15 protein-coding genes and 1 tRNA gene are annotated in these 15895 nt (G+C 47.4%); 9 read left to right on the top strand and 7 right to left on the bottom strand.

Translation table 11 applies throughout. The features are described 5' to 3' along the window. Nucleotides 1–3 precede the first annotated feature (3 nt). Nucleotides 4–459, top strand: a complete 456-nt coding sequence (locus tag KDD36_00230; protein ID MCB0395044.1) for a response regulator — start codon at nt 4–6, stop codon at nt 457–459. Continuing rightward, the gene (locus tag KDD36_00225; GenBank protein MCB0395043.1) at nt 452–1759 is read left to right on the top strand and encodes a response regulator; all 1308 of its coding nucleotides are present in this window, start codon (nt 452–454) and stop codon (nt 1757–1759) included. The genes KDD36_00230 and KDD36_00225 overlap by 8 nt, the downstream gene beginning before the upstream one ends. 356 nt (nt 1760–2115) lie before the next feature. On the opposite strand, the gene KDD36_00220 is transcribed toward KDD36_00225, so the two are convergent. After that, nucleotides 2116–2188, bottom strand: a tRNA-Phe gene (locus tag KDD36_00220). A gap of 328 nt (nt 2189–2516) precedes the next feature. Beyond that, nucleotides 2517–3665 carry a T9SS type A sorting domain-containing protein gene (locus tag KDD36_00215; protein ID MCB0395042.1) on the bottom strand — a complete coding sequence of 383 codons (1149 nt, stop codon included), beginning with the start codon at nt 3663–3665 and terminating at the stop codon, nt 2517–2519. A 198-nt stretch (nt 3666–3863) separates the two neighbouring features. Here KDD36_00215 and KDD36_00210 point away from each other — a divergent pair, with 198 nt between their 5' ends. From KDD36_00210 to KDD36_00190, 5 genes are all read left to right on the top strand, one after another. Next, the gene (locus KDD36_00210; protein ID MCB0395041.1) at nt 3864–4322 is read left to right on the top strand and encodes a RecX family transcriptional regulator; all 459 of its coding nucleotides are present in this window, start codon (nt 3864–3866) and stop codon (nt 4320–4322) included. Between the two features lie 50 nt (nt 4323–4372). Further along, nucleotides 4373–5462, top strand: a protein-coding gene (gene prfB / locus KDD36_00205; GenBank protein ID MCB0395040.1) for a peptide chain release factor 2 whose coding sequence is annotated in 2 segments (ribosomal slippage) — nt 4373–4426 and nt 4428–5462 — 1089 coding nt in all. Because the reading frame shifts where the segments join, the coding sequence is not laid out codon by codon here. 13 nt (nt 5463–5475) lie between these two features. Then, on the top strand, nt 5476–5814 hold the full coding sequence (gene arsC, locus KDD36_00200; GenBank protein ID MCB0395039.1) for an arsenate reductase (glutaredoxin): 339 nt from the start codon (nt 5476–5478) through the stop codon (nt 5812–5814). A 24-nt stretch (nt 5815–5838) separates the two neighbouring features. Beyond that, the gene (fumC, locus tag KDD36_00195; protein ID MCB0395038.1) at nt 5839–7230 is read left to right on the top strand and encodes a class II fumarate hydratase; all 1392 of its coding nucleotides are present in this window, start codon (nt 5839–5841) and stop codon (nt 7228–7230) included. Between the two features lie 117 nt (nt 7231–7347). Continuing rightward, nucleotides 7348–8466 carry a DUF1016 family protein gene (locus tag KDD36_00190; protein MCB0395037.1) on the top strand — a complete coding sequence of 373 codons (1119 nt, stop codon included), beginning with the start codon at nt 7348–7350 and terminating at the stop codon, nt 8464–8466. 19 nt (nt 8467–8485) lie between these two features. On the opposite strand, the gene KDD36_00185 is transcribed toward KDD36_00190, so the two are convergent. The 5 genes from KDD36_00185 to KDD36_00165 form a co-directional block, all read right to left on the bottom strand. Next, nucleotides 8486–9580 (bottom strand): mannose-1-phosphate guanylyltransferase, encoded by a 1095-nt coding sequence (locus tag KDD36_00185; GenBank protein MCB0395036.1) that lies wholly within the window; start codon nt 9578–9580, stop codon nt 8486–8488. After that, nucleotides 9580–10839, bottom strand: a complete 1260-nt coding sequence (locus KDD36_00180) for a pyridoxal phosphate-dependent aminotransferase (protein ID MCB0395035.1) — start codon at nt 10837–10839, stop codon at nt 9580–9582. Before KDD36_00180 ends, KDD36_00185 begins: the two co-directional genes overlap by 1 nt. Before the next feature lie 138 nt (nt 10840–10977). After that, nucleotides 10978–11595, bottom strand: coding sequence for a SprT-like domain-containing protein (locus KDD36_00175; GenBank protein ID MCB0395034.1), 618 nt, complete (start codon nt 11593–11595; stop codon nt 10978–10980). 96 nt (nt 11596–11691) lie between these two features. Further along, nucleotides 11692–13707, bottom strand: coding sequence for a ferrous iron transport protein B (feoB, locus tag KDD36_00170; GenBank protein MCB0395033.1), 2016 nt, complete (start codon nt 13705–13707; stop codon nt 11692–11694). Next, complete coding sequence (locus KDD36_00165) at nt 13704–13949, bottom strand: ferrous iron transport protein A (protein ID MCB0395032.1); 246 nt, start codon at nt 13947–13949, stop codon at nt 13704–13706. The genes feoB and KDD36_00165 overlap by 4 nt, the downstream gene beginning before the upstream one ends. A 384-nt stretch (nt 13950–14333) precedes the next feature. Here KDD36_00165 and KDD36_00160 point away from each other — a divergent pair, with 384 nt between their 5' ends. Continuing rightward, on the top strand, nt 14334–15074 hold the full coding sequence (locus tag KDD36_00160) for an ABC transporter permease (GenBank protein MCB0395031.1): 741 nt from the start codon (nt 14334–14336) through the stop codon (nt 15072–15074). After that, the gene (locus KDD36_00155; protein ID MCB0395030.1) at nt 15071–15817 is read left to right on the top strand and encodes an ATP-binding cassette domain-containing protein; all 747 of its coding nucleotides are present in this window, start codon (nt 15071–15073) and stop codon (nt 15815–15817) included. The genes KDD36_00160 and KDD36_00155 overlap by 4 nt, the downstream gene beginning before the upstream one ends. The last annotated feature ends 78 nt before the right edge of the window (nt 15818–15895 follow it).

Raw genomic sequence — 15895 nt, 5'->3', positions numbered from 1 at the left:
TATATGGACACAGAAAATAAACCTCATTACCCCATACAGGTGTTGCTTGTAGAAGACAGCCCGGAGGACATCGAGCTGACGCAAACCGCCATGGAAAGAAATTACCATGAGTTCAATATTCATATAGTGACAGACGGAATCAAGGCTTTGCAATTTCTGAGAAAGATCTCCGGCTACGAAGGAGTACCCACACCGGATCTGATCATGCTGGATCTGAATCTGCCGAAAAAGGACGGAAGAGAGGTGCTTGCAGAGATCAAGATGGATCAGAAGCTCAGACAGATTCCGGTTGTCGTACTTACCACCTCCACCTCCGAGCAGGATATTCAAGCTTGTTATAATGATCATGCCAATTGTTATGTCACAAAACCTGTTGATCTCGACCACTTCTTTGAGGTGGCCAGACAAATCGAACAGTTCTGGTTCCAGACTGCCCGATTGCCAAAAAATCATGAATAGGGATCTGTCGATATTGATGATTGAGGATAACCCGGTCGATCAGCAATTCTTTCGTGAATTGTTCGATTCTACCAACCTAAGGGGGTCTGCGCTTCATATCGCCAGTAGGGTGAGCGAAGGACTGGATATCTTAAAACGCTACCACGTGGATGTGATGTTGCTGGATTTGTCTCTGCCGGACAGTTCCCATCTGGATGGATATACTGAGATCAAAAAGAAGTACCCGCATCTTCCCATCATCATCATGACAGGTTTGTCAGATCATAAGACCGCAGTGAGGGCCATACAGTTGGGTGCCCAGGATTACCTGGAGAAGGGAAAATATGACGACTACCTCATGGAGAAGTCCATCAGATATGCCATTGAGCGTCAAAACCTGCTGAAGGAGCGGGAAAGGGTGAGTCAGGAATTGGAAAATAGTTTGAAGATGCTCGACTCCGTTAATTCAGAATTGAAGGTACTGAACGAGGGCCTGGAGGAAAAGGTGCGGTCAAGGACAATTGATCTGGAGAAGGAAAAGGAAAAGGTCGAAGAGCAAAATCAACTGATCAGAGAAAGCCTTCGCTATGCACGGAAGATACAAAGTGCGATTCTTCCAAAGGGAAAGGAATTGGCAGGAAGCCTCCCGAATTCATTTGTTTTCTTTAAACCAAAGGATATCGTTAGCGGTGATTTTTACTGGCATGCAAGTGTCAGGAACAGGGATATACTGGCAGTGGCTGATTGCACGGGTCACGGTGTACCGGGCGCTATGATGTCAATGCTGGGCTTCACGCAACTCAATCTGCTGGTGGAAGGGCAGCGTCTGACTGATCCGGCCGGCATCCTGAACAAACTCCATCAGCATATCAGGCAATTATTGAACCAGGCCCATGAGTCGGTAGAGTCTCCTGATGGTATGGATATCGGCTTATGCAGTATCGATCGGGAGGAGAAGACCATAGCCTTTGCAGGAGCTATGCGCCCTATGTACATGTTCCGAAAAGGAGAACTTAACATAGTGGAGGGTGATCGTTACCCGATTGCCGGAAAACACATCAATGGGGTGGAACAATTTCAGGACAAACATGTGCCGTATCAGGAAGGGGATATGATGTATCTCTTTACCGATGGATTTGCAGACCAGTTCGGGGAACGGACGGGTAAAAAATTCAAAACGAAAAAGTTCAGAGATCTTTTAAAGGAAATACATGACAAGGACATCGTCGAGCAGAAACGTATCCTTGAAGAACAATTCACGAAATGGAAAGGAAGCGAGGAACAGGTGGATGATATCCTGGTGATTGGGGTGAGGTTTTGAAATCTGCATACAGTGTGAGCATACAGCAACAGGACGAAAATAACAAGAGCATACGGTCAGCATGTACTCACTGTATGCTGTTGCTGTTTTCGTGGTGCTGACCGACATGACTTCGAACCGTCAAATTGACGACCTGGCTGCTATTGCACAAGCCTTCGTATAGACAGGTAGGTTTGGTAATTGTAAGTGATTGGGGATAATTATTGGTGGGAGGGAAACAGTCATTGACGGGTTTATCTCAACATACTAGTGAGCATACAGTTTGAGCATACAGCAACAGGGACAAAAACAATTTGGAGCAAGGAAGCTTACCGCACGGACTGTATGCTGTATGCTCTTGCTCCAAACTGTTTTTGTGGTGCGGGAGGGAGTCGAACCCCCGACACAAGGATTTTCAGTCCTTTGCTCTACCAACTGAGCTACCGCACCAGTATTTATATTTTACTTATTCCTCACCATTAACCATCCCTACCTTACTTAATACCTCAACCTTTAATGGTGTGGAGGGATTTTCAGTCCTTTGCTCCCTGCCTGCCGATGCCCTGGTCTGCGCGACGGCAGGCAGGTACCAACTGAGCTACCGCACCAAAATTAGTACTGAGTAGTTAGTCGCTAGTCGAAAAAACATAACATTCATCGGTAGCCTATATACTTACTACTAACTACTAGCGACTTACGACTATCAATCAAGAACGGCTGCAAAGGTAATAAAATCCCGATAACATAAACTGTGAAAATAATTGTTCACCCTGAAGGGTTAGTTGACCTTCTCAAACCGGATATACTCCGTGCCCCGTTTGGTGGTAACTCTGAAGAAATAGGTGCTTTGAGGCAGTTCATTGGTGGGAAGATAAATCACATTGGTGCCTTCGTTCAGGTCGTAGAAAGACTGGTAATGCAATCTTCCGGTCATGTCGATGATCTGGACCTGCGCCTGCTCACTGGTTTCGGTTGTAATGGATACGTGTGCAAGATCGTTGGCTGGATTAGGGTAGAGAGATGAAATGGATAATCCTTCCGGGTCTTTATTTACCGCAAGGTGGTCAAGCACCTCTGTTTTTCCATCATAATCGGTTTGGGACAGTCGGTAGTAGTTCATGCCATGATATGGTTCCGTATCGTAAATGCTGTATTTTTTTGGCTTAAAACTGTTGCCTGAGCCCTGAACCGTAGTCAGTAACTGATAATGAATTCCATCATCGGATTTTTCTACTGTAAAATAGTCGTTATTCTCTTCGGTGCCTGTTACCCAAGCCATAAAGATTTTCTCGCCATGTTCTTCTATCAGAGTATTCATAAGCTTAACCGGCAACCCACCGGCACAATTGCTGGAACCTGCCGAACAGTTGGATAAGGGACATATGTCCAGGGTGCTGCAACCTGCTGGTACTGTAAAGCACCAGGTGAAAGTAGTATTACATGTAATGGCTGGGGTGCAACCGGTTCCCATCTCAAATCCTCCGGACTCCTGAAGAGAACAACTGGAGTTATAAAGGGTGTTGGTGCAACCTGAGAAACTGGAAAATGGCCCCCAGCACCCACCGGTACAAGCAGGGTCGGAATTGATACTAAAACTGCCATCACAATTACCGCAGCTCCCGTTAACATAAATCTTCAAATTAAGGCTACCGGTGGATGGATAGAGAAAGGTATAGCAATATGTTTGCCCGGCTGTGAGGTTATTATTGCATTTACCTGCTGTGTTGGCTTGTGTGTAATTGGAGTAGGACGAACCGTCCCATTCGAAGAACGGACCTGTAGGAGAACCGCAGGACCCGTCGACTAGTGGCAATTGTTCACCATCGCCCGTTGCTTTTTGCTGGGCGCTTCCTGAAGAGCAAATTATCAACAGGAGCCCAAACACGCCTGTCCTTCGGGCAAGATCGGTTAATCTGATTCTGAACATACTGATCGGAGGTGACGCGTAAAAAACTCTACTTGCCGGATTGGTCTTCCTGTAAAACCCCTAGCTACCTGCTAATATACGTAATCTTAATTAGAAGGATTCATTCAATCCCTTATTCGAAGGACGTTTCATCCGGATTTCAAACTTTCATAGGTATGATTCAAAAAGTGACACACAGAATACTTAGTTTCGCCTTCCATGTCTGTTTCCCCGGAAATACTAGAAAAAGCCCGCCATTATTGTGCTTACCAGGAGCGTTGTCAGCAGGAAGTGCGCAAAAAACTCTATACATTAGGACTGGGCCGCCAGGATGTTGAATTGCTCATCGCCTCCCTGATCACGGAAAACTTTATTAATGAAGAACGGTTTTCACGTGCATTCGCCCGCGGAAAGTTCAGGATAAAGCGTTGGGGTAAGATCCGAATCAACCTGGAGCTCAAACAACGGAACATATCACCATACTGCATCCGAAAGGCCATGGAGGAGATCCCGGATGATGAATACCAGGAAGCGCTGGATGCCTGGATACTTAAAAAGGCAGGAACCTCAGGCCGATCCGGTCCGGCTGTAAACAAACGGATTGCGGATTTTGTGATCGGAAAAGGATTTGAGCCCGCCCTTGTATGGAAAGCTGTCCGGAACATACTCAATACCTGATCTGTATTCAGGCCAGCGGATTTTAAGCACATTATTTTATCTTTGCGCCCATGATATCCAACGAACAGAAGAACGAATTGAAGAGGCGCCTGGATGCGTTAAGGAGGCATCTTTGACGTCGATGGGAAACAAACATTCCTGAAGGAAAAGGAAGCCATTACGCAACAGCCGGATTTTTGGAACGATCCCAAGAAAGCCGAAGCCGTCATGAAGGAAGTCAATGCCGTTAAGGTATGGACCAAAGCATATCTTGAGACGGCAGCTGCATTTGATGACCTGGCCGTGTTCATGGAGTTCCATGAGGCGGGTGAGAGCAGTGAGGAGGAGGTGCAGTCCCAATACGATAAAACGCTGAAACTGGTTGAGGATCTTGAATTCAAGAACATGCTCTCCCAGGAAGAAGATCAATTGGGTGCCATCCTTCAGATCAATGCGGGTGCAGGCGGGACCGAGAGCCAGGATTGGGCAGCCATGCTTATGCGCATGTACATCATGTGGGGGGAAGCGCACGGTTACAAGGTGAAAGAAGTGAACCTGCTGCAGGGAGATGTGGCGGGCATCAAAACGTGTTCCCTGGAGTTTGACGGCCCACTTGCTTACGGTTACCTCAAAGGTGAGAATGGCGTGCATCGCCTGGTGCGGTTGTCCCCGTTTGATTCTGCCAACAAAAGACATACCTCCTTTGCTTCGGTATATGCCTACCCCCTGGTAGATGATAATATTGAGATCGAGATCAAGGATGCCGATATCACATGGGATACATTTCGTTCCGGTGGTGCGGGCGGACAAAACGTAAACAAGGTTGAAACGGCTGTCCGCGTGAGACATGCCCCCAGCGGCCTGATCATTGAGTGCCAGGAGGAACGTTCCCAATTGAGAAATAAGGAGAAAGCGCTTAAAATGCTTAAGTCACAGTTATATGAACTTGAGCTGAGAAAACGCCAGGAAAAGTTGGCTGAGGAAGAGGGTAAGAAGAAGAAGATCGAGTGGGGATCCCAGATCAGGAACTATGTCATGCACCCGTACAAAATGGTGAAAGACCTGCGTACGGGTATTGAAACATCCAATGTACAGGATGTGATGGACGGGGATCTGGATGAGTTTATCAAGGCGTATCTGATGGAATTCGGAAGAAACTAATCACACCTTAGTCATGAAGATCTACCACAACCCGAGATGTCAGAAAAGTCGGCAGACGTTACAGATTATTGAAGATTCGGGCGCAAAGACCGAAGTGGTTGAATATCTTAAAACACCTCCGACCGAGCAGGAACTCAAGGCCATCCTTGACAAGCTCGGACTTAAAGCAGAGGACATCATCAGGAAGTCCGAGAAGCTTTATAAAGAGGAGTATAAAGGAAAGTCTCTCACCGAAGGAGGATGGATTAAGGTTCTGGCAAATAACCCTATCCTTATTGAAAGACCGATCGTTGTCAGTGGCAACAAAGCCGTTATCGGGCGACCTCCGGAAAATGTAAAAACATTGCTATAATTTTTCACGACAAAACCCTGTCACATGGAATACAGAATTGAAAAAGATACAATGGGCGAGGTAAAAGTCCCCGCCGGTAAATATTGGGGAGCACAAACACAACGCTCCAGGGAGAACTTTAAGATCGGCGGCCAACACATGCCGGTTGAGGTGATCCACGCTTTTGCCTATCTCAAAAAAGCAGCAGCCTTGACAAATACCGCCCTTGGCGTTATGCCATCGGAAAAAAGTGAACTGATCGCGAAGGTGTGCGATGAGATCATTGCCGGCAAGCTGGATGACGAGTTTCCCCTGGTCGTTTGGCAAACCGGATCAGGTACACAGTCTAACATGAACGTGAATGAGGTGATCTCCAACCGTGCCCACGTGATTCAAGGTAATAAGCTGGGTGATGGAGACCGATTCATTCATCCGAATGATGACGTGAATAAATCGCAATCTTCCAATGATACCTTCCCCACGGCCATGCATATCGCAGGATACCGCATGGTGGTGGAGAATACCATTCCGGGATTGGAGGCACTTCGTGATGGACTTAAGGACAAGGCTACACAGTTCGCGGATATCGTGAAGATCGGACGCACGCATCTGATGGATGCCACGCCCCTTACCCTGGGCCAGGAATTTTCCGGTTATGTCAGCCAGATCGATCATGGCATCCGTGCGCTGAACAACGCACTGCCTCACCTGGCGGAGCTTGCCCTGGGTGGAACAGCGGTTGGAACAGGAATCAACACGCCGAAGGGATATGCGGTGAAAGTGGCGAACCAGATTGCAGAGCTCACAGGTCTGCCTTTTGTTTCCGCTGAAAACAAGTTTGAAGCGTTGGCAGCGCATGATGCCATTGTAGAGGCATCGGGTGCTCTGAAGACGGTGGCAGTAAGCCTGATGAAGATCGCAAATGATATACGTTTACTGGGTTCAGGTCCGCGGTGTGGTATTGGTGAGTTGATTCTCCCTGCCAATGAACCCGGATCATCCATCATGCCCGGGAAGGTAAATCCTACCCAGTGTGAAGCCATGACCATGGTTTGTGCTCAGGTGATCGGAAATGATGCAGCCATCGTTGCCGGCGGAATGCAAGGACATTTCGAGCTCAACGTTTTCAAACCGGTGATGATCTATAACTTCCTGATGGCAGCAAGGCTGATCGGTGACGCGAGCCAGTCCTTCTTATCAAATTGTGTGGCAGGTATTGAGGCCAATACACCCCGGGTAAAGGAAAACCTTGAGAATTCACTGATGCTGGTCACCGCGTTGAATACCCACATCGGATATGAGAATGCCGCTAAGATCGCAAAGAAGGCGTACCAGGAGGGAAGCACCCTAAGGAAGGCAGCCATTGATCTCGATCTGCTTACCGATGATCAGTTCACCGAATGGGTGGATCCATCCAGGATGATCGGTTCGCTGTAAGCGAGGGTGAGGTTTTCGGTGGTTGTTTCTGGTTATGCTACAAACTCCAATTGAATGGTAGCTAAGTAAATTGTCTCAACAGCATTGGCTTAGCCGTGTTTAACCTTTCCATTTGTTATGAAAGTTGACCGGGAAAAAGCATATCTGGGTTTACTGGAAGACCTGAAGCAACGAATTGCTTCAGCCCGCATAAGGGCTGCCCTGGCTGCCAATGCCGAGCTGATTCGCTTGTACTGGGATATCGGCAAGGCCATCCTCAAACAGCAAGAACAAAAAGGGTGGGGCGCTAAAGTGACCGAAACACTTTCTGCTGATTTGCGAAAGGAGTTTCCGGATATGAAGGGACTGTCAGATAGTAATCTGCGTTATATGAGGCGGTTTGCAGAAACTTATCCGGATTTGTTTCGCCAACAATCCGTTGGCAAAAAGACAATTCGCCAACAGCCTGTTGGCGAATTGTCCGGAAGTACCGAAGCGGTTAATCCGAATAATTTTGATAGGGTGGTTTCTCAGTTGCCCTGGGGTCATAACATTGCTTTGATGAACAAAGCAAACAACATCAAGGAAAGGCTATGGTATGCCAATCAATGCGTTGAATACGGCTGGTCAAGGGCCATATTGGAGCATCAGATCGAAACAGGACTTTATCAGAGACAGGAGCGCAAAGGCAAGTCCACCAATTTTAAACACCTGCTTCCTTCACCACAATCCGAACTCGCCGAACAGACAATCAAAGATCCTTACGTGTTTGATTTTCTTGGCTTGAGTAAAAAGTATAAGGAAAAGGAGTTGGAGGATAAGTTGATGGAGCATATCACCCGTTTCCTGATTGAACTGGGTAAAGGTTTTGCATTTGTTGGCAGGCAATATCACCTGCAGGTGGGTGAAGATGATTTTTATATCGATTTGCTATTCTACCATATCCGTCTGAAGAGCTATGTAGTAGTAGAACTGAAGATCGATAAATTCAAACCGGAATATGCCGGGCAGTTGAATTTTTATCTTTCCGCAGTGGACGATATGCTGAAAGGCGAAGATGATAAGCCAACCATAGGCATCCTGCTATGTCCAACCAAGAACAGTGTGGTAGTGGAGTATGCACTCAAAGGGATGTCAAAACCCATGGGTGTGAGCGAATACCAACTCAGCAAATCCATTCCGAAAGAACTCAAAAAAGAGTTAAGGGATATTGATGAACTGAAACAGGAGTTGGAAGAAGAAATAAGAAGGGGTTAATACAGTATGAAGAGCGTTTTTACACAAATTCGTCGCCGCGGCTGACCTTCACCTCGTTCACAAACTCCTTGATCTGCTGCTCCTCCGATTTGCGGCAGACGAGTAACGCATTCTCAGAATCCACGATGATAAAATCTTCTAATCCCTGTAGTACGGCCAACTTATTGCCGGGAAGCTGCACCACACAGTCCTTTGAATCGTAAAGGATGGCGTTGTTTCCTCCAATGGCATTGCCGTTCGAATCTTTGGGCATGTGGTCATAGAGAGACCCCCAGGTTCCCAGATCGGACCAGCCGAAATCGGCCGGTAAAACAAAAACATTTCCGGCCTTTTCCATCACACCGTAATCGATGGAGATGTTTTTACAAACCGCATAGGCTTTGGCGATGAAGGCCTCTTCGCCGGGTGTATTCAACTCATGTACACCTTCCAGGAATACTGCGTTGATTTCAGGAAGATATCTTTCCAGTGCTTCCAGAATGCTGCTCACATTCCATACAAACATACCGGAATTCCACAGGAACTCTCCGCTTTCCATGAAGTAGTGGGCCATGTCCAGGTCCGGTTTTTCGGTGAAGGTCTTGACCTTGTGCACCTCTTCATGGTCCGGAAGGTTTTCCTGGGTAAACTGGATGTATCCATAACCGGTATCGGGTCGGCTGGGTTTAATTCCAAGTGTTACCAGGAGGTTTTGATTCTCCGTAGCCTGAAGTGCGGTTTCCATCACCCTTACGAATTCCTTCTCATTGGTTACCAGATGATCCGAAGGAGCGATGATGATATTGGCATTCGGGTTGAACTTACTGATCTTGTATGATGCAAATGCAATGCACGGTGCGGTGTTCCGGCGGGATGGTTCCGCAAGGATATTCTCCTTAGGCAGGTCCGGAAGTTGGCGCATCACCATATCTGTGTATGACGCATGCGTTACAACCAGGATGTTTTCCGGTTTGCACAGAGGCAAAAACCGCCGGTAAGTCTGCTGTAATAAACTTTCTCCGGTTCCAAGGATATCCAGGAACTGTTTGGGGCGGTTTGAACGACTCATCGGCCAGAAGCGGCTTCCGATTCCGCCGGCCATGATCACGCAATAAGTGTTGTTTGATTGGGACATTAGCTAAGTTTGGAAAGTGCACTACGTAAACTGGCAATGGCGTCGGCCACATCTTCCATCCGGCATGTGCCAACGGAGAGGCGATACCAGGCGGAGTCATTGGATGCACCGAATGCATTGAAAGGAACAATGCCCATTTTTGCTTCTTCCAGCAGGTATTTGGTGGTCTGCTGTGTCGTGCTGATCACCGTACCATCCGGCAATTTTTTTCCTTTCAGATCAATCTTTATAGTCAGGTAGATGGCAGCTTGCGGAGCAATAGCATCAACAGGAAAGCCTTCACTTTTAAGGTCAGAAAAACCTTTATAAAAACCTTCCAGACGGTCCATTACCGCGGTTTTAAAGCTTGTAAGAAAGCGATCAACATCTTCTGTGCGTTTCAGGTACCGGCCTGCTGCCACCTGCTCGGCTTTGGGAGACCACGCGCCAACATGGGATAAGATGCCCTTCATTTTCTGAATGATCCGTTCAGGGCCGAAAGACCATCCTACCCGAATCCCTGTGGCTGCAAAAGCCTTGGACATCCCGTCAACAAAAACGGTATAGGGGCGCATGGCAGGATTGATCGTTACCGGGTCATGGTGAACGGTATCGCCATGGGTTAATACCCAATAAATCTGATCATACAGCAGGTATAGTGGTTTCCTTCCGCTTTGCAGACGAGCTTCATTTTCCTTGACAACCAACTGGCAGATTTCTTCCAAAGCTTCTTTGGTAAATACGGTGCCGGTAGGATTAAGTGGAGAGCATAGTCCCAGGAGGCTTGCCTCTCCAATGTACGGTTTCAATTCAGCCGCCGTAGGCATGAAGTTGTTTTCCGGCTTGGTTTCCACCCACACGGCCTTTGCACCCAGCATGTGTGCATAGTGGTTGTTGTTCCACGAAGGTACCGGGAACAATACGGTATCACCTTCATCTACCAGGGCGCGATAAGCGGAATAGATCAAGGGCCTTGCACCTCCGGATACCACAATCTCCTGTTCATTATAGCTTACACCCATTCTGGCCTGCAGGTATTCGGAAATGGCGCCTCTGAGGGCCGGCATACCGTTGGGTACGGGATAGTTGGTTTCATCCTCATTAATGGCACGGATGATTTCCTCTTTCAATTCAGAGGGAATGGGGAATACCTTGGGGTTGAAATCACCGATGGTGAGATTGTATACCTTCTCTCCCTTACTGATTTTTTCATTGATCTCCTGGGCCAGTTTGATGATCTCCGAGCCGATCAGTGACTCGGCCATTTGGGAGACTTTCAATGGTGTGCTTTCTGCGGTTAAAGTACTCATGATGTTTGCTGTTGTTGATTGCTCGCGTCAATGCGGGAGCCCAAAGGTAGCAAAATTGACGAAGAATTCCTTTGAAAGGACGTGATGCAAGGTAACAGGTTGCACGTGTTAAACCACTTCGACGCGTGCAAGTGCATTCACATAGTACAGCCGGTCATCCTGGATCCTTGTGCAGGAATATCTGCTTCTGCGTTTTTCTCCTTTGCGGAATACCATGCCGTTCTCCAGTCTGAAGACCGTATCCGTTGGTACATCTTCCAGAAGGACACCCCCATCCGAATCATACGATGAGAGCATTTTAGACAAGGATAGATCAGAAGCGGTGGTCGCTTTGGGGTTTTCCAAATGACGGTGCAATTCCCTGGTCAGATCAGGTGGGAAACACCCGGCCTGGATGAACGGCATAAGCATGGAGCGAAAAACATGTTTCCATTCACGGCCGTGCGGTTGTTTGTTCTGGCCATAGCGTTCATAAACCATCATGTGCGCCAGCTCGTGGATAAGGGTAATGAGAAACGAATAGTGATTCTGACTTTTATTCACGGATATGCGATGGATCCCGTGGTTGTCCGGAGACCGGTAATCACCGAACTTGGACTGGCGGTGATCCCATAAAATAATGTGAAGCGGTTGCCCTTCTATCAAGGGCAGTAACAACAGCCAGGCATTTTCCGGAATATGATGACGAATCACATCATACGGAATGCGGGACCACCTGAAAGCCATAGATTCGAGTAATTAAAAAGTCAATAAATTGGATATCAGTCGTTTCTCTGAACCATAAACCGGCCAATGAGGAGCAAATGTTCGTAAACCCCCGGCTTAGCTGAACAGTTGGTAGGTTATCAGACTTGCAAAGTAAGCAAGAATCCCCATAATTGAGAACTGTAGAATGGGCCATTTTAAACTTTTTGTTTCCCGGTATACCACCGCCAGGGTGCTAACACATTGCAATGCAAAGGCATAAAATATCATCAAAGAAAGTCCGACTGCCAGTGTATACCTCGGTTTATTGGTCCCGGGAATCCGTTCGCTGAGTAGTTTTTGCCGCAACGATTGTTCGTTATCCTGGTCTTCTATGCTATAAAGTGTGGCCATGGTGCCTACAAATATCTCCCTGGCGGCAAATGACGTGATCAGGGCGATCCCTATCTTCCAGTCAAAGCCCAATGGTTTGATGACCGGTTCAATCGTTTTACCAATCTGTCCGGCCCAGCTTGTTTCCAGTGTTGTTGCAGGTGGATCAGCCGATCCGGAACTCTCGGGGGTAGGCCCATAGGACGATAAAAACCATAATACCATGGAAACACCGATGATGATCTTACCGGCATCAGTTACAAATATCCGGACCTTCTCCAAGACGGTATTCAGAATATTCCCTACGTGGGGTCTTCGGAATTCAGGTATCTCCATGATAAATACACTCTTTTCCCTCTTTCGAAATAAAAGATGCAGAATGGCGGCGGCCAGCAGGGCCATGGCAAAGCCAAGCAGATATAAACCCAGAAATACCAGACCCTGGAGGTTGAACGGGCCCAGCATCTGATCTTCCGGAATAACGAGGGAGATCAGAAGTGTATATACCGGTAAGCGTGCGGAGCAGGTGGTAAAGGGGATGACCAGCGTGGTGATCAATCGTTCCCTCGCATGACCGATAATGCGGGTGGACATGATGGCCGGAATGGCACAGGCCATACCGCCGATCAGGGGAATAACCGATCTTCCGCCAAGACCGAAGCTCCGCATCAAGCGATCCATGATCATGCTTACCCGGGCCATATAGCCGCTGTCTTCCAATAAGCCGATAAACGTGAACAACAGCGCGATTTGCGGAACAAATACCAATATACCGCTCAATCCGGCCCAAACACCATCTACCAGGAGGCGAGAGATGAAGTGATCAGGGAGAAATTCTTTCATGGCTATGCCTGCATTGGTCATGCCCATATCGATCAGGTCCATCGGCCACTGTGCCCAACTGAAGATCGCCTGAAATATCAGCAGCATAAGTCCCAAAAAGATGAGGTATCCCCATAACGGATGAGTGAGAACACCATCCAGCATCGTAGTCAAATCCTTTCCGGAGCCTTCATTACGGGTTTGAATATGATCAACCAGCCTGTCGATCTTAACCTGGCGTTCCCGGGTATCCTCAAGAATCGCTTCATGTGTATTTTCATCCAGATCCGGCCCGTGTGATAATTGTTGTTGGACCTGAAGAAGGAGATCTTTCAGGTATGGGATATCGTGGGATCCGGCACTTTGTTTTTTTCCCGGATGAAACGCTTTGAGGGTTCCCTGGTTGGTCAATGAGAGTACTTCCTTTAGTCTGGATATGCCCGTCCCCGAACGCGCATCTACCGCTACCACAGGAACGCCCAGTTGGGCGCTCAGTACATCCACCAGGATTGTGATCCCTTTTCGTTGCGCGATATCGGACATGTTCAGTGCCAATACGGTAGGAAGTCCCAGGTCGATAACCTGGGTACATATGAGAAGGCTCCTTTTGAGCTGGGTGGCATCGGCAATTACCAGAACGCAATCGGGTAAGGCGTCTTGATCATGATTGGTGATGAACCGGGTGGTGACCTGTTCATCCGGAGAGGATGGGATCAGACTGTAAGTGCCGGGCAGATCAGTGATCTCAAAGGTTTTTGCTGCTGCCGGTGAACTGTGTGTAAATCTTCCTGTCTTTTTATCTACCGTTACCCCCGGGAAATTTCCGGTCTTTTGCCTGAGTCCGGTCAGCGCATTAAATAAGCTGCTTTTCCCGGTATTGGGATTACCGATCAGTGCGATCCGGGTCAAACGGGAAGGCGTTAATGTATTTCCTTTCACCTAAGTGAATCGGTTGTTGCGCGTTCTGCCAGAAGAATAGAAGCAGCTTCGGATTTGCGCATGCTGATCCTGGAGCCGGATACCATAATTGTGATCGGATCCCCGAATGGTGCAGCCCTGCCCATGACGACTTCTGCTCCGGAAGAGCATCCCATTTCCATTAATTTAAGTGAAATATGGCGATCAACGATGGATTGAATGGTTCCCTTTTCTCCGGGTTTAAGGTGAAGCAGATTTCTCACGTGGCTCAGGATCAATTACGTCAATATGCAAAGTAAAGGTGAGGAGGGTATCCCGGCAATACCTAAAATGGGGTATTTGATCGCAACGAGAATCAGCCTTTGATAAAAGGGCTGTGATGCTTTTTTTCGGGTGTGGTTGAACTCCACTTTGGACAGGAATCACATCGGTTCTTCTTTCTAAAGACAAAGCATCCCGAGAACAGGAAGGTACAAAGAAGTGCGCTGGTGATTAAAAGAAGTCCCTGTCGTTTTTTCATGGCCATTCAATTTAAACAAACTTAACCAAACTTTTTGAGTGTTGTGAAAACCTGCTACCCCTCATATGGTTAACGACGGTCATGTTGAGAAATTATACCTATTTTTAGCCGGTAATTTGGGTATTGCATGAATGTATTTTACCATTTGGGGAATTATAGTCTGTTCCTTCTACAGGTGTTCAAAAAGCCGGAAAAAGCCGCCATTTACAGAAGGCAGATTTCCCTTGAGATAGACACGATCGGTCTGGGTTCTCTGGGAATTGTGGTGTTGATCTCGGTGTTCATGGGTGCGGTGATCACTATTCAGACGGCTTCGGGTATAGACAGCGATCTGATCCCCGCTTATGCGATTGGGTTTGCCACACGTGAATCCGTTATTCTTGAACTTTCGCCAACCATTATCGCTTTGATCCTTGCCGGAAAAGTGGGCTCCAATATTGCCAGTGAAATGGGTACCATGAGAGTGAGCGAGCAGATTGATGCACTGGAAATCATGGGTGTGAATTCAGCGGCCTACCTCACGTTTCCCAAGATCATTGCTGCGGTATTGATAAATCCCGTGTTGGTAGCCATCAGCATGTGTGTAGCTATAACCGGTGGTTGGTTGGCAGGAACAATGGCCGGCGTTGTAACTTCCAGGAACTTTATTTATGGGATTCAATATGACTTCGATCCGTTTAACGTGACCTACGCATTTATAAAAACAGTGGTCTTTGCGTTTATCATTACCTCTGTTTCCGCCTACCATGGTTATAACACCAAAAGAGGATCACTCGAAGTGGGGCATTCCAGCACCAAGGCTGTTGTATTCAGCAGCGTGGGTATCCTGATCACCAATTACATCCTCACCCAATTATTGTTAATATGATTGAAGCCCGGCACATCTCCAAATCATTTGGTGAGAAGAAGGTCTTGAAGGATGTTTCTGTTGTCTTTGAACCCGGAAAAACCAATCTGATCATTGGCGCAAGCGGATCAGGAAAGACCGTGATGATGAAATGTGTGGTAGGTTTGTTTGAGGTGGATGAAGGAGAAATATTTTACAACGACCGCAATTTCACCGTGATGAAAAACCATGAGCGAAAGCTTCTTCGCAGGGAGATAGGTATGCTGTTTCAGGGAGGAGCGCTTTTTGATAGCCAGACGGTAGAAGAGAACGTGAAATTTCCCCTGATGATGTTTTCGGATATGAGTGCGGAGGAAATGAGGGATCGCGTGAATTTCTGCTTAAAGCGGGTTCACCTGGAAAATGCGAATAAACTCTACCCCTCAGAGATCAGCGGAGGAATGCAAAAACGCGTGGCCATTGCCAGGGCGATTGCTATGAACCCCAAATACCTGTTCTGTGATGAGCCGAATTCAGGATTGGACCCGCAGACCTCTATCGTGATTGATAACCTGATCCAGGAGATCACGGATGAATACAACATCACGACCATTGTCAATACCCATGATATGAATTCGGTTATGGAGATCGGGGAGAAGATCGTATTTATTCACCAGGGGCATAAATGGTGGGAGGGCAATCAGGAGGAGATACTACAGACCGATAACCCGGAGATCAATGCCTTTGTGTATGCCTCCAAATTCATGCGGAAGCTAAAGGAGTAAGTGGGAAGAGGTTGTTGACCTTCGAGCGGGCAGGTATGGGCACATATAATCATTATAATAAAAGAGCCCGGGAATTTC

The organism is Flavobacteriales bacterium, from assembly GCA_020435415.1.
GTDB lineage: Bacteria > Bacteroidota > Bacteroidia > JACJYZ01 > JACJYZ01 > JACJYZ01.
The sequence above is the reverse complement of the archived record's forward strand: the minus strand, read 5'-3'. Positions and strand labels throughout refer to the sequence as shown.

What these genes read in the sequence shown, in the direction of transcription:
- KDD36_00230 (MCB0395044.1), top strand. Translation starts at nt 4, where the DNA reads ATGGACACAGAAAATAAACCTCATTACCCCATACAGGTGTTGCTTGTA.
- KDD36_00225 (MCB0395043.1), top strand. Translation starts at nt 452, where the DNA reads ATGAATAGGGATCTGTCGATATTGATGATTGAGGATAACCCGGTCGAT.
- KDD36_00215 (MCB0395042.1), bottom strand. Translation starts at nt 3,665, where the DNA reads ATGTTCAGAATCAGATTAACCGATCTTGCCCGAAGGACAGGCGTGTTT.
- KDD36_00210 (MCB0395041.1), top strand. Translation starts at nt 3,864, where the DNA reads ATGTCTGTTTCCCCGGAAATACTAGAAAAAGCCCGCCATTATTGTGCT.
- arsC (MCB0395039.1), top strand. Translation starts at nt 5,476, where the DNA reads ATGAAGATCTACCACAACCCGAGATGTCAGAAAAGTCGGCAGACGTTA.
- fumC (MCB0395038.1), top strand. Translation starts at nt 5,839, where the DNA reads ATGGAATACAGAATTGAAAAAGATACAATGGGCGAGGTAAAAGTCCCC.
- KDD36_00190 (MCB0395037.1), top strand. Translation starts at nt 7,348, where the DNA reads ATGAAAGTTGACCGGGAAAAAGCATATCTGGGTTTACTGGAAGACCTG.
- KDD36_00185 (MCB0395036.1), bottom strand. Translation starts at nt 9,580, where the DNA reads ATGTCCCAATCAAACAACACTTATTGCGTGATCATGGCCGGCGGAATC.
- KDD36_00175 (MCB0395034.1), bottom strand. Translation starts at nt 11,595, where the DNA reads ATGGCTTTCAGGTGGTCCCGCATTCCGTATGATGTGATTCGTCATCAT.
- KDD36_00160 (MCB0395031.1), top strand. Translation starts at nt 14,334, where the DNA reads ATGAATGTATTTTACCATTTGGGGAATTATAGTCTGTTCCTTCTACAG.
- KDD36_00155 (MCB0395030.1), top strand. Translation starts at nt 15,071, where the DNA reads ATGATTGAAGCCCGGCACATCTCCAAATCATTTGGTGAGAAGAAGGTC.